The sequence below is a fragment of the Micromonospora sp. NPDC047527 genome (assembly GCF_040643015.1).
In the GTDB taxonomy this organism is placed as follows: domain Bacteria; phylum Actinomycetota; class Actinomycetes; order Mycobacteriales; family Micromonosporaceae; genus Micromonospora.
Map to the genome: position 1 here is coordinate 43,901 of NZ_JBEYTK010000005.1, position 15,935 is coordinate 59,835.

15 protein-coding genes are annotated in these 15,935 nt (G+C 73.0%); 6 read left to right on the forward strand and 9 right to left on the reverse strand.

The annotated features are described in order from the left end of the window. The first annotated feature begins 67 nt into the window (after window positions 1-67). From ABZ808_RS19870 to hutH, 3 genes are read left to right on the forward strand one after another with little or no spacing between them, the layout of a single operon-like run. Complete coding sequence (locus ABZ808_RS19870; protein WP_357008378.1) at window positions 68-1,429, forward strand: formimidoylglutamate deiminase; 1,362 nt, start codon at window positions 68-70, stop codon at window positions 1,427-1,429. Beyond that, window positions 1,426-2,610, forward strand: coding sequence for an imidazolonepropionase (gene hutI / locus ABZ808_RS19875; RefSeq protein ID WP_357008381.1), 1,185 nt, complete (start codon window positions 1,426-1,428; stop codon window positions 2,608-2,610). The genes ABZ808_RS19870 and hutI overlap by 4 nt, the downstream gene beginning before the upstream one ends. Next, the gene (gene hutH / locus ABZ808_RS19880; RefSeq protein ID WP_357008384.1) at window positions 2,607-4,145 is read left to right on the forward strand and encodes a histidine ammonia-lyase; all 1,539 of its coding nucleotides are present in this window, start codon (window positions 2,607-2,609) and stop codon (window positions 4,143-4,145) included. The genes hutI and hutH overlap by 4 nt, the downstream gene beginning before the upstream one ends. A gap of 30 nt (window positions 4,146-4,175) precedes the next feature. Here hutH and rdgB read toward each other — a convergent pair whose 3' ends face one another. From rdgB to ABZ808_RS19925, 9 genes are all read right to left on the reverse strand, one after another. Then, window positions 4,176-4,793 carry an RdgB/HAM1 family non-canonical purine NTP pyrophosphatase gene (gene rdgB / locus ABZ808_RS19885; RefSeq protein ID WP_357008387.1) on the reverse strand — a complete coding sequence of 206 codons (618 nt, stop codon included), beginning with the start codon at window positions 4,791-4,793 and terminating at the stop codon, window positions 4,176-4,178. Window positions 4,794-4,899: 106 nt separating this feature from the next. Then, entirely contained in the window at window positions 4,900-5,625 is a 726-nt protein-coding gene (gene rph / locus ABZ808_RS19890) for a ribonuclease PH (protein WP_357008390.1), read from the reverse strand. A gap of 87 nt (window positions 5,626-5,712) precedes the next feature. Continuing rightward, on the reverse strand, window positions 5,713-6,456 hold the full coding sequence (locus ABZ808_RS19895) for an MBL fold metallo-hydrolase (protein ID WP_357008393.1): 744 nt from the start codon (window positions 6,454-6,456) through the stop codon (window positions 5,713-5,715). A 226-nt stretch (window positions 6,457-6,682) separates the two neighbouring features. Continuing rightward, window positions 6,683-7,648 (reverse strand): pyridoxal-phosphate dependent enzyme, encoded by a 966-nt coding sequence (locus ABZ808_RS19900; protein ID WP_357008396.1) that lies wholly within the window; start codon window positions 7,646-7,648, stop codon window positions 6,683-6,685. Between the two features lie 11 nt (window positions 7,649-7,659). Beyond that, window positions 7,660-8,013: a MoaD/ThiS family protein gene (locus ABZ808_RS19905; protein WP_357008399.1), complete on the reverse strand. Its 354-nt coding sequence runs from the start codon at window positions 8,011-8,013 to the stop codon at window positions 7,660-7,662. A 68-nt stretch (window positions 8,014-8,081) separates the two neighbouring features. Beyond that, window positions 8,082-8,570, reverse strand: coding sequence for a M67 family metallopeptidase (locus ABZ808_RS19910; RefSeq protein ID WP_357008402.1), 489 nt, complete (start codon window positions 8,568-8,570; stop codon window positions 8,082-8,084). A gap of 52 nt (window positions 8,571-8,622) precedes the next feature. Continuing rightward, window positions 8,623-9,117: a DUF2017 domain-containing protein gene (locus ABZ808_RS19915; RefSeq protein WP_357009528.1), complete on the reverse strand. Its 495-nt coding sequence runs from the start codon at window positions 9,115-9,117 to the stop codon at window positions 8,623-8,625. Between the two features lie 2 nt (window positions 9,118-9,119). Further along, the gene (gene clpS / locus ABZ808_RS19920) at window positions 9,120-9,410 is read right to left on the reverse strand and encodes an ATP-dependent Clp protease adapter ClpS (protein ID WP_357008405.1); all 291 of its coding nucleotides are present in this window, start codon (window positions 9,408-9,410) and stop codon (window positions 9,120-9,122) included. A gap of 148 nt (window positions 9,411-9,558) precedes the next feature. Then, window positions 9,559-11,106 (reverse strand): hypothetical protein, encoded by a 1,548-nt coding sequence (locus ABZ808_RS19925; protein WP_357008407.1) that lies wholly within the window; start codon window positions 11,104-11,106, stop codon window positions 9,559-9,561. Between the two features lie 196 nt (window positions 11,107-11,302). Between ABZ808_RS19925 and ABZ808_RS19930 the strand changes: the two genes are divergently transcribed. Genes ABZ808_RS19930 through ABZ808_RS19940 form a run of 3 tightly spaced genes read left to right on the forward strand, consistent with a single transcriptional unit; the run spans window position 11,303 to window position 15,916 of the window. Beyond that, complete coding sequence (locus tag ABZ808_RS19930) at window positions 11,303-13,981, forward strand: LuxR C-terminal-related transcriptional regulator (RefSeq protein ID WP_357008410.1); 2,679 nt, start codon at window positions 11,303-11,305, stop codon at window positions 13,979-13,981. A gap of 16 nt (window positions 13,982-13,997) precedes the next feature. After that, entirely contained in the window at window positions 13,998-15,284 is a 1,287-nt protein-coding gene (locus ABZ808_RS19935) for a nicotinate phosphoribosyltransferase (protein ID WP_357008413.1), read from the forward strand. Between the two features lie 50 nt (window positions 15,285-15,334). Then, window positions 15,335-15,916 (forward strand): isochorismatase family protein, encoded by a 582-nt coding sequence (locus tag ABZ808_RS19940; RefSeq protein WP_357008416.1) that lies wholly within the window; start codon window positions 15,335-15,337, stop codon window positions 15,914-15,916. Window positions 15,917-15,935: the final 19 nt, after the last annotated feature.

The window sequence follows — 15,935 nt, forward strand, 5'->3', positions numbered from 1 at the left end:
CCCAGGCCCCGGCATCGTCCCAGCCGCTGATGTCGCAAACGATTCAGCTCCAAAGGAGGCGAGCAGTATGACCGCCACCCGCTGGCTCGCCGAGTACGCCTGGCTGCCCGAGCACGCCGAACCCACGCCCGACGTGCTGATCGAGATCGAGGACGGCCGGATCACCGCCCTCACGCCGCTCGTCGGGGCCGCGGGTCCGGCCGCCGGGGTCGACGTGCTGCGGGACGCCACCCAGCTGCCCGGGCTCACCCTGCCCGGCCTGTCCAATGTGCACTCGCACGCCTTCCACCGGGCGCTGCGCGGGCGCACCCACGGCGGCCGGGGCGACTTCTGGAGCTGGCGCGACCGGATGTACGCCATCGCTGACCGGCTGGACCCGGACACCTACCTGGCGCTGGCCCGCGCGGTCTACGCCGAGATGGCCCTGGCCGGGATCACCTGCGTGGGCGAGTTCCACTACCTGCACCACCGGCCCGACGGCGGCGCCTACGACGACCCGAACGCGATGGGCGCGGCACTGGTCGAGGCCGCCGCGCACGCCGGAATCCGGCTCACCCTGCTGGACACCTGTTATCTGACCGCCGGAGTGGACGGCAGGGCTCTCACCGGGCCGCAGCGGCGCTTCGGCGACGGTGACGCGTCCCGGTGGGCCGAACGGGCCTCGGCGTTCCCGCTGACGGACTCCCACGCCCGCCTCGGCGCGGCCGTGCACTCGGTGCGGGCGGTCCCCGCCGACCAGCTCCGCACTGTCGCCGACTGGGCGCGGGGCCGGCAGGCGCCACTGCACGTGCACCTCTCCGAGCAGCCCGCCGAGAACGACGAGTGCCGGGCCGTGCACGGGCGCACGCCCACCGCGCTGCTCGCCGAGCACGGCGTGCTCGGGCCGGACACCACCGCCGTGCACACCACCCACCCGACCAGCGGTGACCTGACGCTGCTCGCCGACAGCCGGACTGGGGTGTGCCTCTGCCCGACCACCGAGCGGGACCTCGCCGACGGGATCGGCCCGGCCCGGCGGATGGCCGACGCGGGGATCCGGCTGAGCCTGGGCAGCGACAGTCACGCGGTGATCGACCTGTTCGAGGAGGCCCGCGCGGTGGAGCTGGACGAACGGCTGCGCACACGCCGTCGGGGCCACTTCACCCCGGCCGAGCTGCTGACGGCGGCGACCGCCACCGGCCACGCCGCGCTGGGCTGGGCCGACGCCGGGCGGATCGCCGTCGGCGCCCGCGCCGACCTGGTCACGGTACGACTCGACAGCGCCCGCACCGCCGGGGTGCCGCCGGTGGGCGCGTTCTTCGCGGCGTCGGCGGCGGACGTCGACCAGGTGCTCGTGGACGGCCGGGTGGTGGTGGCCGACGGCCGGCACCTGACCGTGGACGTACCGACCGAGCTGGCGGCGTCGATCGAGGCGGTGACCCCCGCGTGAGCAGCCTGCTGGTCGACAACATCGGGGAGCTGGTCACCAACGGCACCGGTGCGGGCCCGCTGGGCATCCGCCGTAAGGCGGCCGTGCTGATCGAGGAGGGCCGGGTGGCCTGGGTCGGGCCGGCCGCGTACGCGCCGGCCGCCGACCGGCGGGTCGACGCCGGTGGGGCCGCCGTGCTGCCCGGCTTCGTGGACAGCCACGCGCATCTGGTCTTCGCCGGTGACCGGGCCGCCGAGTTCGCCGCGCGGATGGCCGGCGAGCGCTACACCGGCGGCGGCATCCGGACCACGGTCGGCGCGACCCGGGCCGCCAGCGACGACGAGCTGCGCGCCACCGTGCGCCGGCTGCGCGGGGAGGCGCTGCGCCAGGGCACCACCACCATGGAGATCAAGAGTGGGTACGGGCTGACCGTCGCCGACGAGGCCCGCTCGCTGCGGATCGCCGCCGAGACCAGCACCGAGACCACGTTCCTCGGTGCCCACGTGGTGCCCGCCGAGTACGCCGACCGTCCCGACGACTATGTCGGGCTGGTCTGCGGGCCGATGCTGGCCGCCGCCGCACCACACGCGAAGTGGATCGACGTGTTCTGCGAGCGGGGCGCCTTCGACGTCGACCACGCCCGCGCCATCCTGGCCTGCGGGCAGGCCGCCGGGCTGGGCGTGCGGGTGCACGCCAACCAGCTCGGCCCCGGCCCGGGCGTGCAGCTCGGTGTGGAGTTGGGCGCGGCAAGCGTCGACCACTGCACCCACCTGAGCGACGCCGACGTGGACGCGCTGGCCGGCACCGCCCGCGACGACGGGTCGGGGACCACCACGGTGGCCACTCTGCTGCCCGGCGCGGAGTTCTCCACCCGCTCGCCCTACCCGGACGCCCGCCGGTTGCTCGACGCCGGTGTCACCGTCGCCCTGGCCACCGACTGCAACCCCGGTACGTCGTACACCTCGTCGATGCCGTTCTGCGTGGCCCTCGCGGTCCGCGAGATGGGCATGACCCCGGCGGAGGCCGTCTGGGCCGCGACCGCCGGTGGGGCGCGGGCGCTGCGCCGCGACGACATCGGTGTGCTCACCCCCGGCGCCCGGGCCGACCTGGTCGTCCTGGACGCGCCGTCCTACCTGCACCTGGCCTACCGGCCCGGTGTTCCACTGATCCGCCAGGTCCTGCTCAACGGAGTGCCGCAATGACGACCGTGACCATCCACCCCACCGGAATCTCCGCCGACGACGTGCTCGCCGTGGCCCGCGGCACCGCCACGGTCGTCCTCGACCCGGCCACCGTCGACGCGATGGCGACCAGCCGGGCCATCGTGGACGGCATCGAGTCGTCCGGCCGCCCCGTCTATGGCGTCTCCACCGGCTTCGGCGCGCTGGCCAACACCTTCATCGCCCCCGAGCGGCGGGCCGAGCTGCAACACGCGCTGATCCGCTCGCACGCCGCCGGGGTGGGTGCCCCGATGCCGCGCGAGGTGGTCCGGGCCATGATGCTGCTACGGGTACGCTCGCTGGCCCTGGGCCGCTCCGGGGTCCGCCCGCTGGTCGCCGAGGCGCTGGTCGACCTGCTCAACCGCGACATCACCCCGTGGGTGCCGGAGCACGGCTCACTGGGCGCCTCCGGTGATCTGGCGCCGCTGGCGCACTGCGCGCTCGTGCTGCTCGGCGAGGGTTGGGTGCTCGGCCCGGCCGGCGAACGGCAGGACGCGGCCGACGCGCTGACCGCCGCCGGGCTCAAGCCGATCGAGCTGGCCGCCAAGGAGGGGCTGGCGCTGATCAACGGCACCGACGGCATGCTCGGCATGCTGCTGCTGGCCATCCACGACGCGGCACACCTGTTCGCCATGGCGGACGTGACGGCCGCGCTCGCCATCGAGGCGATGCTCGGATCGGAACGGCCGTTCCTGCCCGAGCTGCACGCCATCCGGCCGCACCCCGGTCAGGCGGCATCGGCGGCGAACATCCACCGGCTGCTCCAGGACTCCCGGGTGATGGACTCGCACCGCGACGACCTGGCGCACGCCGTGCAGGACGCGTACTCGATGCGCTGCGCGCCGCAGGTGGCCGGCGCGGCCCGCGACACCCTGGACTTCGTCCGCACGGTGGCGGGCCGGGAGCTGGTGTCCGTGGTGGACAACCCGGTGGTGCTGCCGGACGGCCGGGTCGAGTCGACAGGCAACTTCCACGGCGCTCCGCTCGGCTTCGCCGCGGACTTCCTCGCCATCGCCGCCGCCGAGGTGGGCGCGATCGCCGAGCGGCGGGTGGACCGGCTGCTGGACGTCACCCGCTCCCGGGAACTGCCCGCGTTCCTCTCCCCCGACGCCGGCGTGAACTCCGGTCTGATGATCGCCCAGTACACGGCTGCCGGCATCGTCGCCGAGAACCGGCGCCTGGCCGCTCCCGCGTCGGTGGACTCGCTGCCCACCAGCGGCATGCAGGAGGACCACGTCTCGATGGGCTGGGCGGCGACAAAGAAGCTGCGCACCGTGCTGGACAACCTCACCAGCCTGCTCGCCGTCGAGTTGCTGGCCGGCGTACGCGGCCTGCAACTGCGCGCGCCACTGGTGCCGTCGCCGGCCGGCCAGGCCGCCGTCGCCGCACTCGGCGAGGCGGCCGGCGAGCCCGGCCCGGACGTGTTCCTCGCCCCGGTGCTGGAGGCCGCCCGCGCGGTGCTGGCCGGCCCGGAGCTACGCGCCGCCATCGAACGGCGGGTCGGCCCGCTGGGCTGACCCGCGCGGGTAGCTGTCGTCCGCCGCGGGTCAGGCGGCGGGCGGCAGCACCTTCGCCACCAGCTTCGCCAGCTCGCGCAGCGCCTTGCCACGGTGGCTGACCGCGTCCTTCTCCTGCGGGGTCAGCTCGGCGTTGGTCCGGTCCTGCCCGTCGCCCAGGAAGATCGGGTCGTAGCCGAACCCACCGTCGCCGCGCGGCGCACGCAACACCCGCCCGGACTGCCGGCCGTCGACCAGGTGCTCCTTGCCACCGGGCAGCACCAGCGCCACCGTGCAGACGAAGGAGGCGGCCCGCTGCTCGTCCGGCACATCGGCGATCTGGTCCAGCACCAACTGGAGGTTGGCCCGGTCGTCGCCGTGCTGGCCGGACCAGCGGGCGCTGAACACGCCCGGCATCCCGTTCAACGCGTCCACGGCGAGCCCCGAGTCGTCGGCGATCGTCGGCAGCTCGGTCCGCCGGCAGCCCTCCCGCGCCTTGATCAGCGCGTTCTCACCGAAGGTCAGGCCGGTCTCCGGCAGCTCCGGATATTCCGGTACGTCGTCGAGCCCGAGCAGGGCGATCCGGTGTGCGCCCAGCGCCCCGTCCAGGATCCGCTGAAGCTCCACCAGCTTCTTCCGGTTACGCGTGGCAAGCAGAACCTTGTTCATGCTGAGTCACCTTCGTTCGCGACTGCGGGGCCCGCAAGCTCACTCCTCGCGCTCACCAAATCACCTTCGTTCGCGACTGCGGGGCTCGCAAGCTCACTCCTCGCGCTCACGCGAGCGCCTTGCGCTGGGCTTCGGCCAATTCGTTGCAGCCCGCGACGGCCAGGTCGAGCAGGCTGTCGAGCTGGTCGCGGGCGAACACGCCCGCCTCGCCGGTGCCCTGCACCTCGACGAATTCGCCCGCGCCGGTGCAGACCACGTTCATGTCCACCTCGGCGGCGACGTCCTCCTCGTAGCAGAGGTCCAGGCGCGCCTCACCGGCGATGATCCCCACGCTGACGGCGGCGACCGAGCGGTGCATCACCTTCTCCGGCTTACCGGCCAGCGCCTTGCGGGCGGCCAACCAGCCCACGGCGTCGTGCAGCGCCACGTACGCGCCGGTGATCGCCGCGGTCCGGGTGCCACCGTCGGCCTGGAGCACGTCGCAGTCGAGGACGACCGAGTTCTCGCCCAGCGCCTTCAGGTCGATGCTGGCCCGCAGGCTCCGGCCGATCAGCCGGGAGATCTCGTGCGTCCGGCCGCCGACGCGGCCCTTGATGCTCTCCCGGTCGGAGCGGGTGTTGGTGGCCCGGGGCAGCATCGCGTACTCGGCGGTCACCCAGCCGAGCCCGGAACCCTTGCGCCAGCGGGGCACCCCCTCGGTGACGCTCGCCGTGCAGAGCACCCGGGTGCCGCCGAACTCGACGAGCACCGAACCCTCCGGATGGGTGCTCCAGCTCCGGGTCAGAGTCACCGGTCGAAGTTGAGAGGGCCCTCGCCCGTCAGGTCGCGCCATCCCTGCACCCTATGCGGTGCGGAGATCCACCTTCCCCGGGGTGTCCCGACCGGTCCGCGCGCCGTACACCCGGAGGGGTGCGGCGGGTCAGACGTCGTAGCTGGCGCCGGCCCGGACCACCTCAAGCGGCCCGGTGTACGCGGCGGCGGCCGACTCCAACGTGTGCGCCTCGCTGCCCCACGCCGCCACCAGGTGGGTGAGCAGCAGCCGACCCACCATGGCCTTGGTGGCCGTCTCGCCGGCCTCCCGGCCGGTCAGGTGCAGATCCGGCGGATTGTCCACCCCGTCGAGGAAGCTCGCCTCGCAGAGGAACACGTCGACGTTCTGCGCCAGCCGCAGCAGCGCGTCACAGGGCGCGGTGTCCGACGAGTAGCACAGCGAGCGGCCGCCGTGCTCCAGCCGCACCCCGTACGTCTCGACCGGATGGTTGACCTGGTCGACGGTGACCGTGAACGGGCCGATCGGAAAGGTGCCCGGCTCCAGCGCGTAGAACTGGTAGACGTCCTCCACTGTGCCGTCGTCGTGGTACGCGGCGCTGAGCCGGTCCGGAGCACCAGCGGGCGCGTATACCGGCAGGGCCGGATAGGGGCCCTCCGGGGCGTAGCGGCGGACCACCACGTACGTCACGGCGTCGAGGATGTGGTCGCAGTGCAGGTGGGTCAGCAGGATCGCGTCGGGGGCGTGCAGCCCCGCGTACCGCTGGAGGCTGGACAGCGACCCGGAACCGAAGTCGACCAGGAGTCGGAATCCGTCGGCCTCGACGAGGTACGCCGAGCACGGGGACTCGGGGCCGGGAAAGCTGCCGGCGCATCCCAGGACGGTCAGTCGCATCGAGTATTCTCGCTGTCACTGTCAGTAGTAACTGTGGCAGCGGCACCCTCGGTGATGATCTCTACCGACGCGTGCGCCACGCTGCGCAGCCTACGCCGGGGTGCCCGACGACCAGAATCATCCACTCGAACTTGTCACGAACGTGACACCTGCTCACAGCAAGGCGGGGTAGCGTGACGGGCCGCCGACGCGCACGCCGACGGCCCGTACGGGCAGACCACAGCGGTCAGGCCCAGAGCTGACCCTCCAGGGCGTCCTCGGCATCGGCCAGCGTGCCGCCGTACGCGCCGGTGGACAGGTATTTCCAGCCGCCGTCGCACACCACGAAGGCCACGTCGGCGCGGCGACCGTCACGGACCGCCTCGTGCGCCACCGCGAGCGCGGCGTGCAGGATGGCGCCCGTGGAGAAGCCGGCGAAGATGCCCTCCACCTCGACGAGCTGACGGGTGCGCAGCACCGCGTCCCGGGTGCCGACCGAGAACCGCCGCGACAATACCGACGCGTCGTAGAGCTCCGGCACGTACCCCTCGTCGATGTTGCGCAGCCCGTAGACCAGCTCGCCGTAACGCGGCTCGGCCGCCACGACCTGGATGCCCTCGACCTTTTCCCGCAGGTAACGCCCGGTGCCCATCAGGGTGCCGGTGGTGCCCAGCCCGGCCACGAAGTGCGTGATGGTGGGCAGGTCGTGCAGCAGCTCCGGCCCGGTCGTCTCGTAGTGCGCCCGCGCGTTCGCCTCGTTGCCGTACTGGTAGAGCATCACCCAGTCGGGATGCTCGGCGGAAATCTGCTTGGCGGTCGCGACAGCCTGGTTGGAACCGCCCGCCGCCGACGAGAAGATGATCTCGGCCCCGTACATCCGGAGCAGTTGGATCCGCTCGGTGGAGACGTTCTCGGGCATCACGCAGACCAGCCGGTACCCCCGCAGCTTGGCCACCATCGCCAGCGAGATGCCGGTGTTGCCGCTGGTCGGCTCCAGGATCGTGTCACCTGCGCGGAGCCGGCCCGCCTCCTCGGCCGCGCGAACCATGAACAGCGCCGCGCGGTCCTTGATGCTGCCCGTCGGGTTCCGGTCCTCCAACTTGGCCCAGAGCCGCACCGGTGGTGCGCCGTCGGGAACCGTCGGGGAGAGCCGGGGCAGGCCGACCAGCGGCGTGCCCCCACAGGCGTCGAGCAGGCTGTCGTACCGCGCCATGGCTACCGACCTCAGCGGGCGGCGACGGCGGCGCGGGCCGCTGCCGTGCCGCTGTGCTGGCTGATCGCCGCAGCGGCGGCGAAGCCGAACGCGCCGCCGGCCACGGCCGGCAGGATGGTGACGCTGTCGCCGTCGGCGAGCTTGGCGTCGAGCGCGCCGAGGAAGCGGACGTCCTCGTCGTTGATGTAGACGTTCACGAAGCGGTGCAGCGCGCCGGCGTCGGTGATCAGCCGGCCGCGCAGCCCGGCGTGCCGGGAGTCCAGGTCGCTGAGCAGGTCGCCCAGGGTGTCGCCAGCCCCTTCGACGACCTTCGCGCCGCCGGTGTAGCTGCGCAGGATGGTGGGGATGCGAACCTCGATGGCCATGATGTCGTGCTCCTCATTCGGGTGTGCCAACGGTGACGGGACGTGAGACGGGTGCGGACGCTGACGGGTCAGCGGTCGGAACACTCGTAGTCGACCGTCGCCGGGCTCTGCCCGAACATGTAGGACTGCACGGCGTGCGGGTCGACCCCGGCCTCCACGATCCGGACCGGCTCCTCGGTCACCACGCCGTCGACGATCCGGAACGACCGGATCTCCTCCGAGTCGGGCTCACGGGTCGTGACGAGCAGGTAGTGCGCCCCCGGCTCACCGGCGAAGGAGACGTCCGTGCGGGACGGGTAGGCCTCGGTGGCGGTGTGCGAGTGGTAGATGACCACGGGCTCCTCGTCCCGGTCGTCCATCTCCCGCCACACCCGCAGCTGCTCCATCGAGTCGAACTCGTAGAAGGTCATCGACCGCGCCGCGTTGTCCATCGGGATGTGCCGGGTCGGGGTGTCGCTGCCGATGGCGCCGGCGACGACGCCGCACGCCTCGTCGGGGTGGTCCCGGCGCGCGTGGGCGACGATCGCGTCGATGATCGACCGCTCGATGCTCAGCACGTGTACCAGCCTAACCCGTGCTGGGCGGGGCCTGAAGTGGTGCCGGTCACGCCTAGTCGATCAAGGCGTTGAGCAGCGACTCCTGTAGATATCCGAGGTACGCGTAGACCGACAGTTGGAACACCCGGCTGGACGCCGGGTCCTCGGCCACCGCGTCGTCCAACTCCTCGCCCAGGTCGGTGCCGTCCTTGATCTCCAGCCGGACGCCCATCGCCAGCCGGGCGTCGTTCAACGCCCGCAGCCACGCCTCGGCCGCCTCGGCGTCCAACCGCACCTCGCCGCCCGCCTCGTCGGGCAGCGCGGCCAGGATGGCCCCCGCCTGGTCGATCTTGGCGGTCTTCAGGTCGCCCTCGGTGTAGCGGCGGAACTCGGCGGTGCCGGGCGCGTCTTGGGGGTAGACCGCCGGAAAGAGCCGGCCCACGACCGGGTCAGTGTGGTCGAACCCGTCGGTGAGCAGACCCACCACCTCGGAGGCGACCTTGCGCAGCACCCGCACCTCGTCGACCGCGAAGGTGGCGACGTAACGGCCGGCCTGGCGGCGGAACATGCTCACGACTTGTCCACCGTCGCCCACAGCCCGTACGCGTGCAACTGCGACGCGTCGTGCTCCATCCGCTCCCGGGCGCCCGTGGAGACCACGGCACGACCCTTGTGATGCACGTCCAGCATGAGCTGCTCCGCTCTCTCCCGGCTGTAGCCGAACAGCTTCTGGAACACCCAGGTCACGTACGTCATCAGGTTGACCGGGTCGTCCCACACGATCGTCACCCATTGCTGGTCCGCCGCCGGCACCTCGTCGGTGGCCGACGTCTCGACCGGTGCAACCTGCGGAGCCGCCATGCCCCCCATCGTGCCACCGGTTTCCCGGAACCGAGGAACCGGAACGCCGGCTCGTCGCGGATCGCCCGTCCCGGCCGCCCCGGAACCACCCCGGCCACCGTCGGAAACGAGGCATGGTGAGCACCCGCGACAGCGGACAACCACGGCATCAGGCGAGCAGAAGGCCGTGGTCGACCGCATCGGAGAGCACCACGCCCAGCGAGAGGCGGATCACCTCGAACCGTCGGGAGATCTCCCGGGAAAGTTCCAACTCGACCTCCCGCAGCGCCCGCTGGGACCACGCCCGCGCGGCGCTGTGGTCGTCGTTGCCCGGGGCACGCCACTGCTGCCAGCAACCACCGGAGAGCGCCACCGCGACCGGCGGCAGCACCTCGTCGCGGTACGCCGTCGGGTAGCCGGCCAGCGCGTCGATCGCCTCGGCGCCGGTCAGCCTGGCCACACCGGCCGTACTGGTGATCAGCAGGACCCGGTCCAGGTCACGGCCGGGTCGGTGGTCCACCAGGCCGTACTGCACGGCTGTGGCGATCCGGCGGCGTACGCCCTCGACCGGCGGCGCGCCGAGCACCTGGGTGGCGGCGTCGTCCAGGATGCGCCGCACCGCCTGATCGCACTGCGCGGTGGCCAGCAGCGACAGGGCCGCCATCTCCCGGTCCAGCAGATCCGGCAGGCCGGCGCAGCCGACCCCGAAGACGATCTCCTGGACGGCCCGCAGGTGGATGTTCGCCAACTCCAGGGCGAGGTGCTGGCGGATCCGCTGGGCGCAGGAACGGCTCCGCCGGTCGAGCTGCCCGGACCAGTCCCCCGGGTCGGCGACCACCGGCACCCGGTCGTGCTGGCCCGGCAACACCGGCGGATCGGTGCTGGCCCGCTGCAGCCCCTCGCCCGCCGACCAACCCACCAGCGCCCGGCGCAGGTCGGCGGAGTCCACGCCGTCGATCGGGAACCACCGCGCGCCGGCCAGGGATGGCACGGCAGCCAGCAGCGCCGCCCGGTGCGCCGCCACCGTCACCGCGATCGAGTCCACCTCGCCAGGGGGCCCGCCGGCCGGCGGGGCGGACAACCCCGCGTCCTGGGTCGTCACCGCGCTGTCGGTCGGCGGGGCCCAACCCGCCGCGCCGGGAGTCACCGCGAAGACGACCTCCACGGGGGACGCGGCCACCTCGGCGAGCAGGTTCAGCTCCGGGGCGGTGAACGCCTGGTCGGCCGCGATCACGAAGAGCAGCGCGCCGGCCCGGCCGACGGCGTCGAGCAACACCCGCACGCCGGCGACACCGAGAGTGCCCGTGTCGGGTGTGTCGATCAGGGTGAAGTGCCGCAGCAGCGGCTCGGGCACGCTCAACTCGACCCGTCGCGGCGGGCGGGCCAGGGCCGGGCCGGCGGCGTCGCGGTCCGCGCCGTACGAATGCGGCTGCCGGTAGCCGGGCACGAACGCCGCCCGGGTGGGCACCTTGGCGTGCCGCACCACCAGCCAGCTGCCCGCCGGCACGGTGAGCATCACCGGGTCGAGCCCGACGAGGGTGGCGAGGACCGCGCGCCGGTCGGCGCCGGCCGGACCGACGGCGACAACGCCGAGCGGCTCCTGGGAGCCGGGGCCTGTCACACCGACCTCGTCGGGCAACGGGCCGCAGGTCGGCAGGTTGGCTGGGCTGGCCAGGTTGGCCGACGAATCGACCGAGGGGAGAGGGCCCTGCTGCATCAGGTGCCTCCCGGGGCAGGCGACCGGTCGGGCCGGTCGGGTGGAAACTCCGGTGACGGTACCCGGATGCCGGAAGACTACGGGCGGCCCGCCGACCAGGCAGAACACTCGGATACTCATGGGTAATTGTGCCACTACTCAACTTCGGTGCGTGACGGTACGAGCGCGGACGGAATTCGATGGATATGCTGCGCGGATGAGTCGATGGAAGTTCGTCGGCCGGACCGATGAACTCAACCGCCTGTTGGCGGCGGTGACCGGCGAGGCCGGCCGAGGGCTCTTCTTCAGCGGCAGCGCGGGCATCGGCAAGAGCCGGCTGCTGCGCGAGGGTGTCAACGCGCTGCCCACCGACCGGTATGCGATCTGGTCCATCGCGGCAAGCGCCACCACGGCCGCGCTGCCCTTCGGTGGGCTCGTGCAGGTCCTCCCCGCGGAGCAGCCCCAGGGCCTCTCCCCCGCCGGCATTCTGCGCTGGGCGCTCAGCGTTCTGCAGCAGCAGGCCGCCGGCCGACGGATCGTGCTCGCGATCGACGACGCGCACCTGCTCGACCCGCCCTCGGCGGCGCTGGTGCACCTGGTCGCCCGCACCGACAACGCGACAGTCGTCGGCACCCTGCGCGACGGCGAACAGATCCCGCTGCCGATCCGCGCACTCTGGACGGACGACCTGGTCGAGCATGTCGAGCTGACCCCGATGCCACCGTCGGAGACCGCCGGCCTGCTGGCGGCGATCCTGGGCGGCCCGGTCGACGCCGGCTCCGCCGACCGGCTCGGCCGCCTGTCCGCCGGCAACCCACTGCTGCTACGCGAGTTGGTGCACGCCGCCAACGGCAGCGAGGAGTTGAAGCGCACCTACGGCATCTGGAAGTGGACTGGCCGGCTGGAGCTGGCGCCCAGCCTGACCGAGCTGATCGACACCCGCGTCGGGCAGCTCACCGACGGCGTCCGCACCGTCGTCGAACTGGTCGCCTTCGGCGAACCACTCGGCCTGCACCTGCTCAACCAGGCCGCCAATCCGTCCGATGTGGAGACCGCCGAGGAACGCGGTCTGATCACCGTCGTGCAGCACGACCGGCGCACCAACGTACGGCTGGCCCATCCGCTCTACGGCGAGGTGATGCGCCGCCGTTGCCCGGTCAGCCGCACCCGCCGACTACAGGCGCACCTCGCCGAGCTGCTGGAGCGGGTCGGCAAGCGTCGCCGCGACGACCTGCTGCGGGTGGCGGTGTGGCGACTCGACTCGGGCACCGCACAGGACGCCACCCTGCTGGTGGACGCCGCGGTGCAGGCGTTCACCCGCTACGACGTGCCGTTGGCGACTCGGCTGGCCCGCGCCGCGTTGGACGCCGACGGCGGCTCGGACGCCGCGGAGCTGCTGGCCACCATCCTGATGTTCGCCGACCGGCCGGACGAGGCGATCACCGTCCTCGACGCGGTGACCCTCGAACCCGGCGACGAGCGCCGGCTCTGCCGGTGGCTGACCGTCCGCGGAATGGTCAGCTACTGGGGGCTGAGCCGGCAGTCCACGGTGGAGGAGATCGCGAGCCGGGTCGAGCAGCTCGGCGACTCCGCCGACCGGGCGCGCGTGCACGCCTTCGAGGCGATCATGCGCCTGCACCGGCTGGACACGGCCACCGCCGTGCGGCTGAGCCAGCGCGTGCTGGACCGGCCGGCGGCCAGCGTCGCCGCCCGCGAGCTGGCCCGCAGCACCATCGCGCACGTCCAGGCCGCGCAGGGCGAGCTGTCCCGCAGCGGCGCGGCGATCGCCCAGGTGCACTCCTCGGCGGCCAGTTGGCGCACCGACATGCCGTACCTGCAACTGGCCCTGGAGCTGGCCCGGGGCACCCGGCTGATGCTCACCGGCGACCTGGTCGGGATCGACGCGATCGTGGCCGACGAGTTCGCCGACCTCGCGGGCGCCGGCGACTTCCGGCTCGGCACCGGCTACCTGGCCATCCTCCAGGCGTACGCGGCGCGGCTGCGCGGGCAGAGCGACGCGGCGATGCGCACCTCGCTGGGCGCCTGCGCGGTGCTCGCGACCAGCCGGGTCTACGCCGGTCTGGCCCAGGCCGAACGGGCCCAGGCGGCGGCGTTGCGCGGTGACGCGGCGCAGGCCGCCGAGGCGATGGCCGAGGCCGACCGCACCCACGCACCGGGCATGGCGGTGCTCTACCCGTGGCTGGAGCAGGCCCGGGGCGCGATGCTCGCCGCGTCGGGTGACCTGCCGGGCGCGGTCAAGCAGTTCAGCGACCTGGCCGAGAGGCTGCGGGCGGACGGTTTCGCCGGGCACGAGGTGCACGTCCTGCACGACCTGGTCCGGCTGGACCAGGCCGGCGCACCGACCGGGCCCACCTGCTCCGACGGCAGCCGGCGCACCGTGGCGCAGCGCCTCGCGGAGCTCTCCGAGCGGGTGGACGGGGTGCTTCCGCCACTGCTGGCCCGGCACGCCCGGGCCGCGGTGACCAACTCCGCCACGGGTCTGCTCGCGGCCGCCGACGACTACGCCGCGCTGGAGCTGACCGTGTACGCCGCCGAGGCCACCGCTCAGGCTCTGCACCTGCTGCGCCAGCAGCATTCGGTGGCGGCCGGCGAGGCCCGGGAGCGGCTGGCCGGGCTGCTCGGCCGCTGTGACCTGATCCGCACGCCGGCGTTGCGCGCCGGGGCGCCGGTGCTGACCGAACGCGAGTGGCAGGTGGCCCGCCTGGCCGCGCACGGCGCGGCCAGCAAGGCCATCGCCGAGCGCCTCTACCTCTCCGCACGCACGGTGGAGAACCACCTTCAGCGGATCTACACCAAGCTCGGCGTGACCGGCCGTGCCGAGTTGTGGGCCGCACTGCGGTCGATCCCGGGCCACGAGGGCGGCGACGCGGGCTGAACCTTAGGCTGGGGCGGTGAGCAACCTCCGCCCCGCGCTGTTGACCGACCACTACGAGCTGACCATGGTCAGCGCCGCGCTGAAGGACGGCACCGCCGACCGCCGATGCGTCTTCGAGGTGTTCAGCCGCCGGCTGCCGACCGGCCGGCGGTACGGCGTGGTCGCCGGCACCGCCCGGCTGATCGACCTGATCCGCGACTTCCGGTTCGACCCGGCCGAGGTCGACTTCCTGCGCCGGACGGGCGTGGTCGACGACGCGGCGGCGGCCTGGCTCACCGACTACCGCTTCACCGGCGACATCGACGGGTACGCCGAGGGTGAGCTGTTCTTCCCCGGCTCGCCGATTCTCACCGTCTCCGGTGGCTTCGCCGAGTGCGTGGTGCTGGAGACGCTGGCGCTCTCCGTGCTCAACCACGACTGCGCGGTGGCGGCAGCGGCGGCCCGGATGGTGACCGCGGCCCGGGGCCGGGCGCTGATCGAGATGGGGTCGCGTCGGGCACACGAGGAGGCGGCGGTGGCCGCGGCGCGGTCCGCCTACCTGGCCGGGTTCCGGTTCACCTCCAACCTCGCCGCCGGTGCGCGCTACGGCATCCCCACGGCCGGCACTGCGGCGCACGCGTTCACCCTGCTGCACGACGACGAGCGGGCGGCGTTCGCCTCGCAGGTGGCCACGCTGGGCAAGGACACCACACTGCTGGTCGACACGTACGACATCAGCCAGGGCATCCGCAACGCCATCGCGGTGGCCGGGCCGGACCTGCGGGCGGTACGAATCGACTCGGGTGACCTGGCGGTGATCGCCCAGCAGTCCCGCGAGCTGCTCGACTCGTTGGGCGCCACCGAAACCAAGATCATCGTTTCGGGTGACCTGGACGAGTACGCCATCGCCGCGCTGGCCGCCGAGCCGGTCGACATGTACGGCGCGGGCACCGCCGTGGTCACCGGCTCCGGGGCACCGACCGCCGGGCTGGTCTACAAGCTCGTCGAGGTCGAGGGCCGGCCCGTGGTGAAGCGCTCCGAACACAAGGCGACCATCGGCGGCCGGAAGGTCGCGGTCCGCCGACACAAGCCGACCGGCACCGCCACCGAGGAGATCATCGTCCCGCAGGGCGTGCCGGATCGGCAGGCCAACGACCGGATGCTCCAGCGGTCGTACGTGGTCGACGGCGAGCCGGTGACCCTGCCCACCCTCGACGAGTCGCGGGCGCACCTGCGGGAATGTCTCATCTCCATCCCGTGGGAGGGGCTGAAGCTGTCGGCCGGCGACCCGGCCGTGCCGGTCACCGTCCTACCCGCCGCCTGAGTTCGTCCAGGACCGCTGCCGCTGACCCGAGCAAGAGGAGAGGGACCCCGATGGCCAACGCGCTGATCATCGTGGACGTACAGAACGATTTCTGCGAGGGCGGCTCACTGGCCGTCGCGGGGGGCGCCGGGGTGGCCGCCGGCATCTCCCGGCTGCTCGCCAGCGAGCCGGACCGGTGGGACCACGTGGTCGCCACGAAGGACTACCACGTCGACCCGGGCGCGCACTTCGGCGACCCACCGGATTTCGTGGAGTCCTGGCCCCGGCACTGTGTGGTCGGCACCAGCGGGTCGGAGTTCCACCCCGACCTGGCGACCGGGCGCGTCGAGGCGATCTTCCACAAGGGCGAGCACGCGGCGGCGTACTCCGGTTTCGAGGGGCACGCCGACGACGGCGAGTGCCTGGCCGACTGGCTGCGCCGGCACGACGTGGACCGGGTCGACGTGGTCGGAATCGCCACCGACCACTGCGTCCGGGCCACCGCGCTGGACGCCGCCCGGGAGGGCTTCGCCACCACCGTGCTGCTGGAACTGACCGCCGCGGTCGCTCCGGCGACCACCGACGTGGCGCTGCGGGCGATGGACGGCGCCGGAGTGACCCTGCACGGCGCGCCTGTGATCAGGGCCGCATGACGCGGTAATTGGCTGGCCA

Coding starts and splice junctions, on each gene's coding strand:
- ABZ808_RS19900 (WP_357008396.1), bottom strand. CDS start 7,648: ATGGCGCGGTACGACAGCCTGCTCGACGCCTGTGGGGGCACGCCGCTG.
- ABZ808_RS19895 (WP_357008393.1), bottom strand. CDS start 6,456: ATGCGACTGACCGTCCTGGGATGCGCCGGCAGCTTTCCCGGCCCCGAG.
- rph (WP_357008390.1), bottom strand. CDS start 5,625: ATGGCGCGACCTGACGGGCGAGGGCCCTCTCAACTTCGACCGGTGACT.
- ABZ808_RS19930 (WP_357008410.1), top strand. CDS start 11,303: ATGAGTCGATGGAAGTTCGTCGGCCGGACCGATGAACTCAACCGCCTG.
- hutH (WP_357008384.1), top strand. CDS start 2,607: ATGACGACCGTGACCATCCACCCCACCGGAATCTCCGCCGACGACGTG.
- ABZ808_RS19915 (WP_357009528.1), bottom strand. CDS start 9,117: ATGTTCCGCCGCCAGGCCGGCCGTTACGTCGCCACCTTCGCGGTCGAC.
- ABZ808_RS19925 (WP_357008407.1), bottom strand. CDS start 11,106: ATGCAGCAGGGCCCTCTCCCCTCGGTCGATTCGTCGGCCAACCTGGCC.
- clpS (WP_357008405.1), bottom strand. CDS start 9,410: ATGGCGGCTCCGCAGGTTGCACCGGTCGAGACGTCGGCCACCGACGAG.
- ABZ808_RS19940 (WP_357008416.1), top strand. CDS start 15,335: ATGGCCAACGCGCTGATCATCGTGGACGTACAGAACGATTTCTGCGAG.
- rdgB (WP_357008387.1), bottom strand. CDS start 4,793: ATGAACAAGGTTCTGCTTGCCACGCGTAACCGGAAGAAGCTGGTGGAG.
- ABZ808_RS19905 (WP_357008399.1), bottom strand. CDS start 8,013: ATGGCCATCGAGGTTCGCATCCCCACCATCCTGCGCAGCTACACCGGC.
- ABZ808_RS19870 (WP_357008378.1), top strand. CDS start 68: ATGACCGCCACCCGCTGGCTCGCCGAGTACGCCTGGCTGCCCGAGCAC.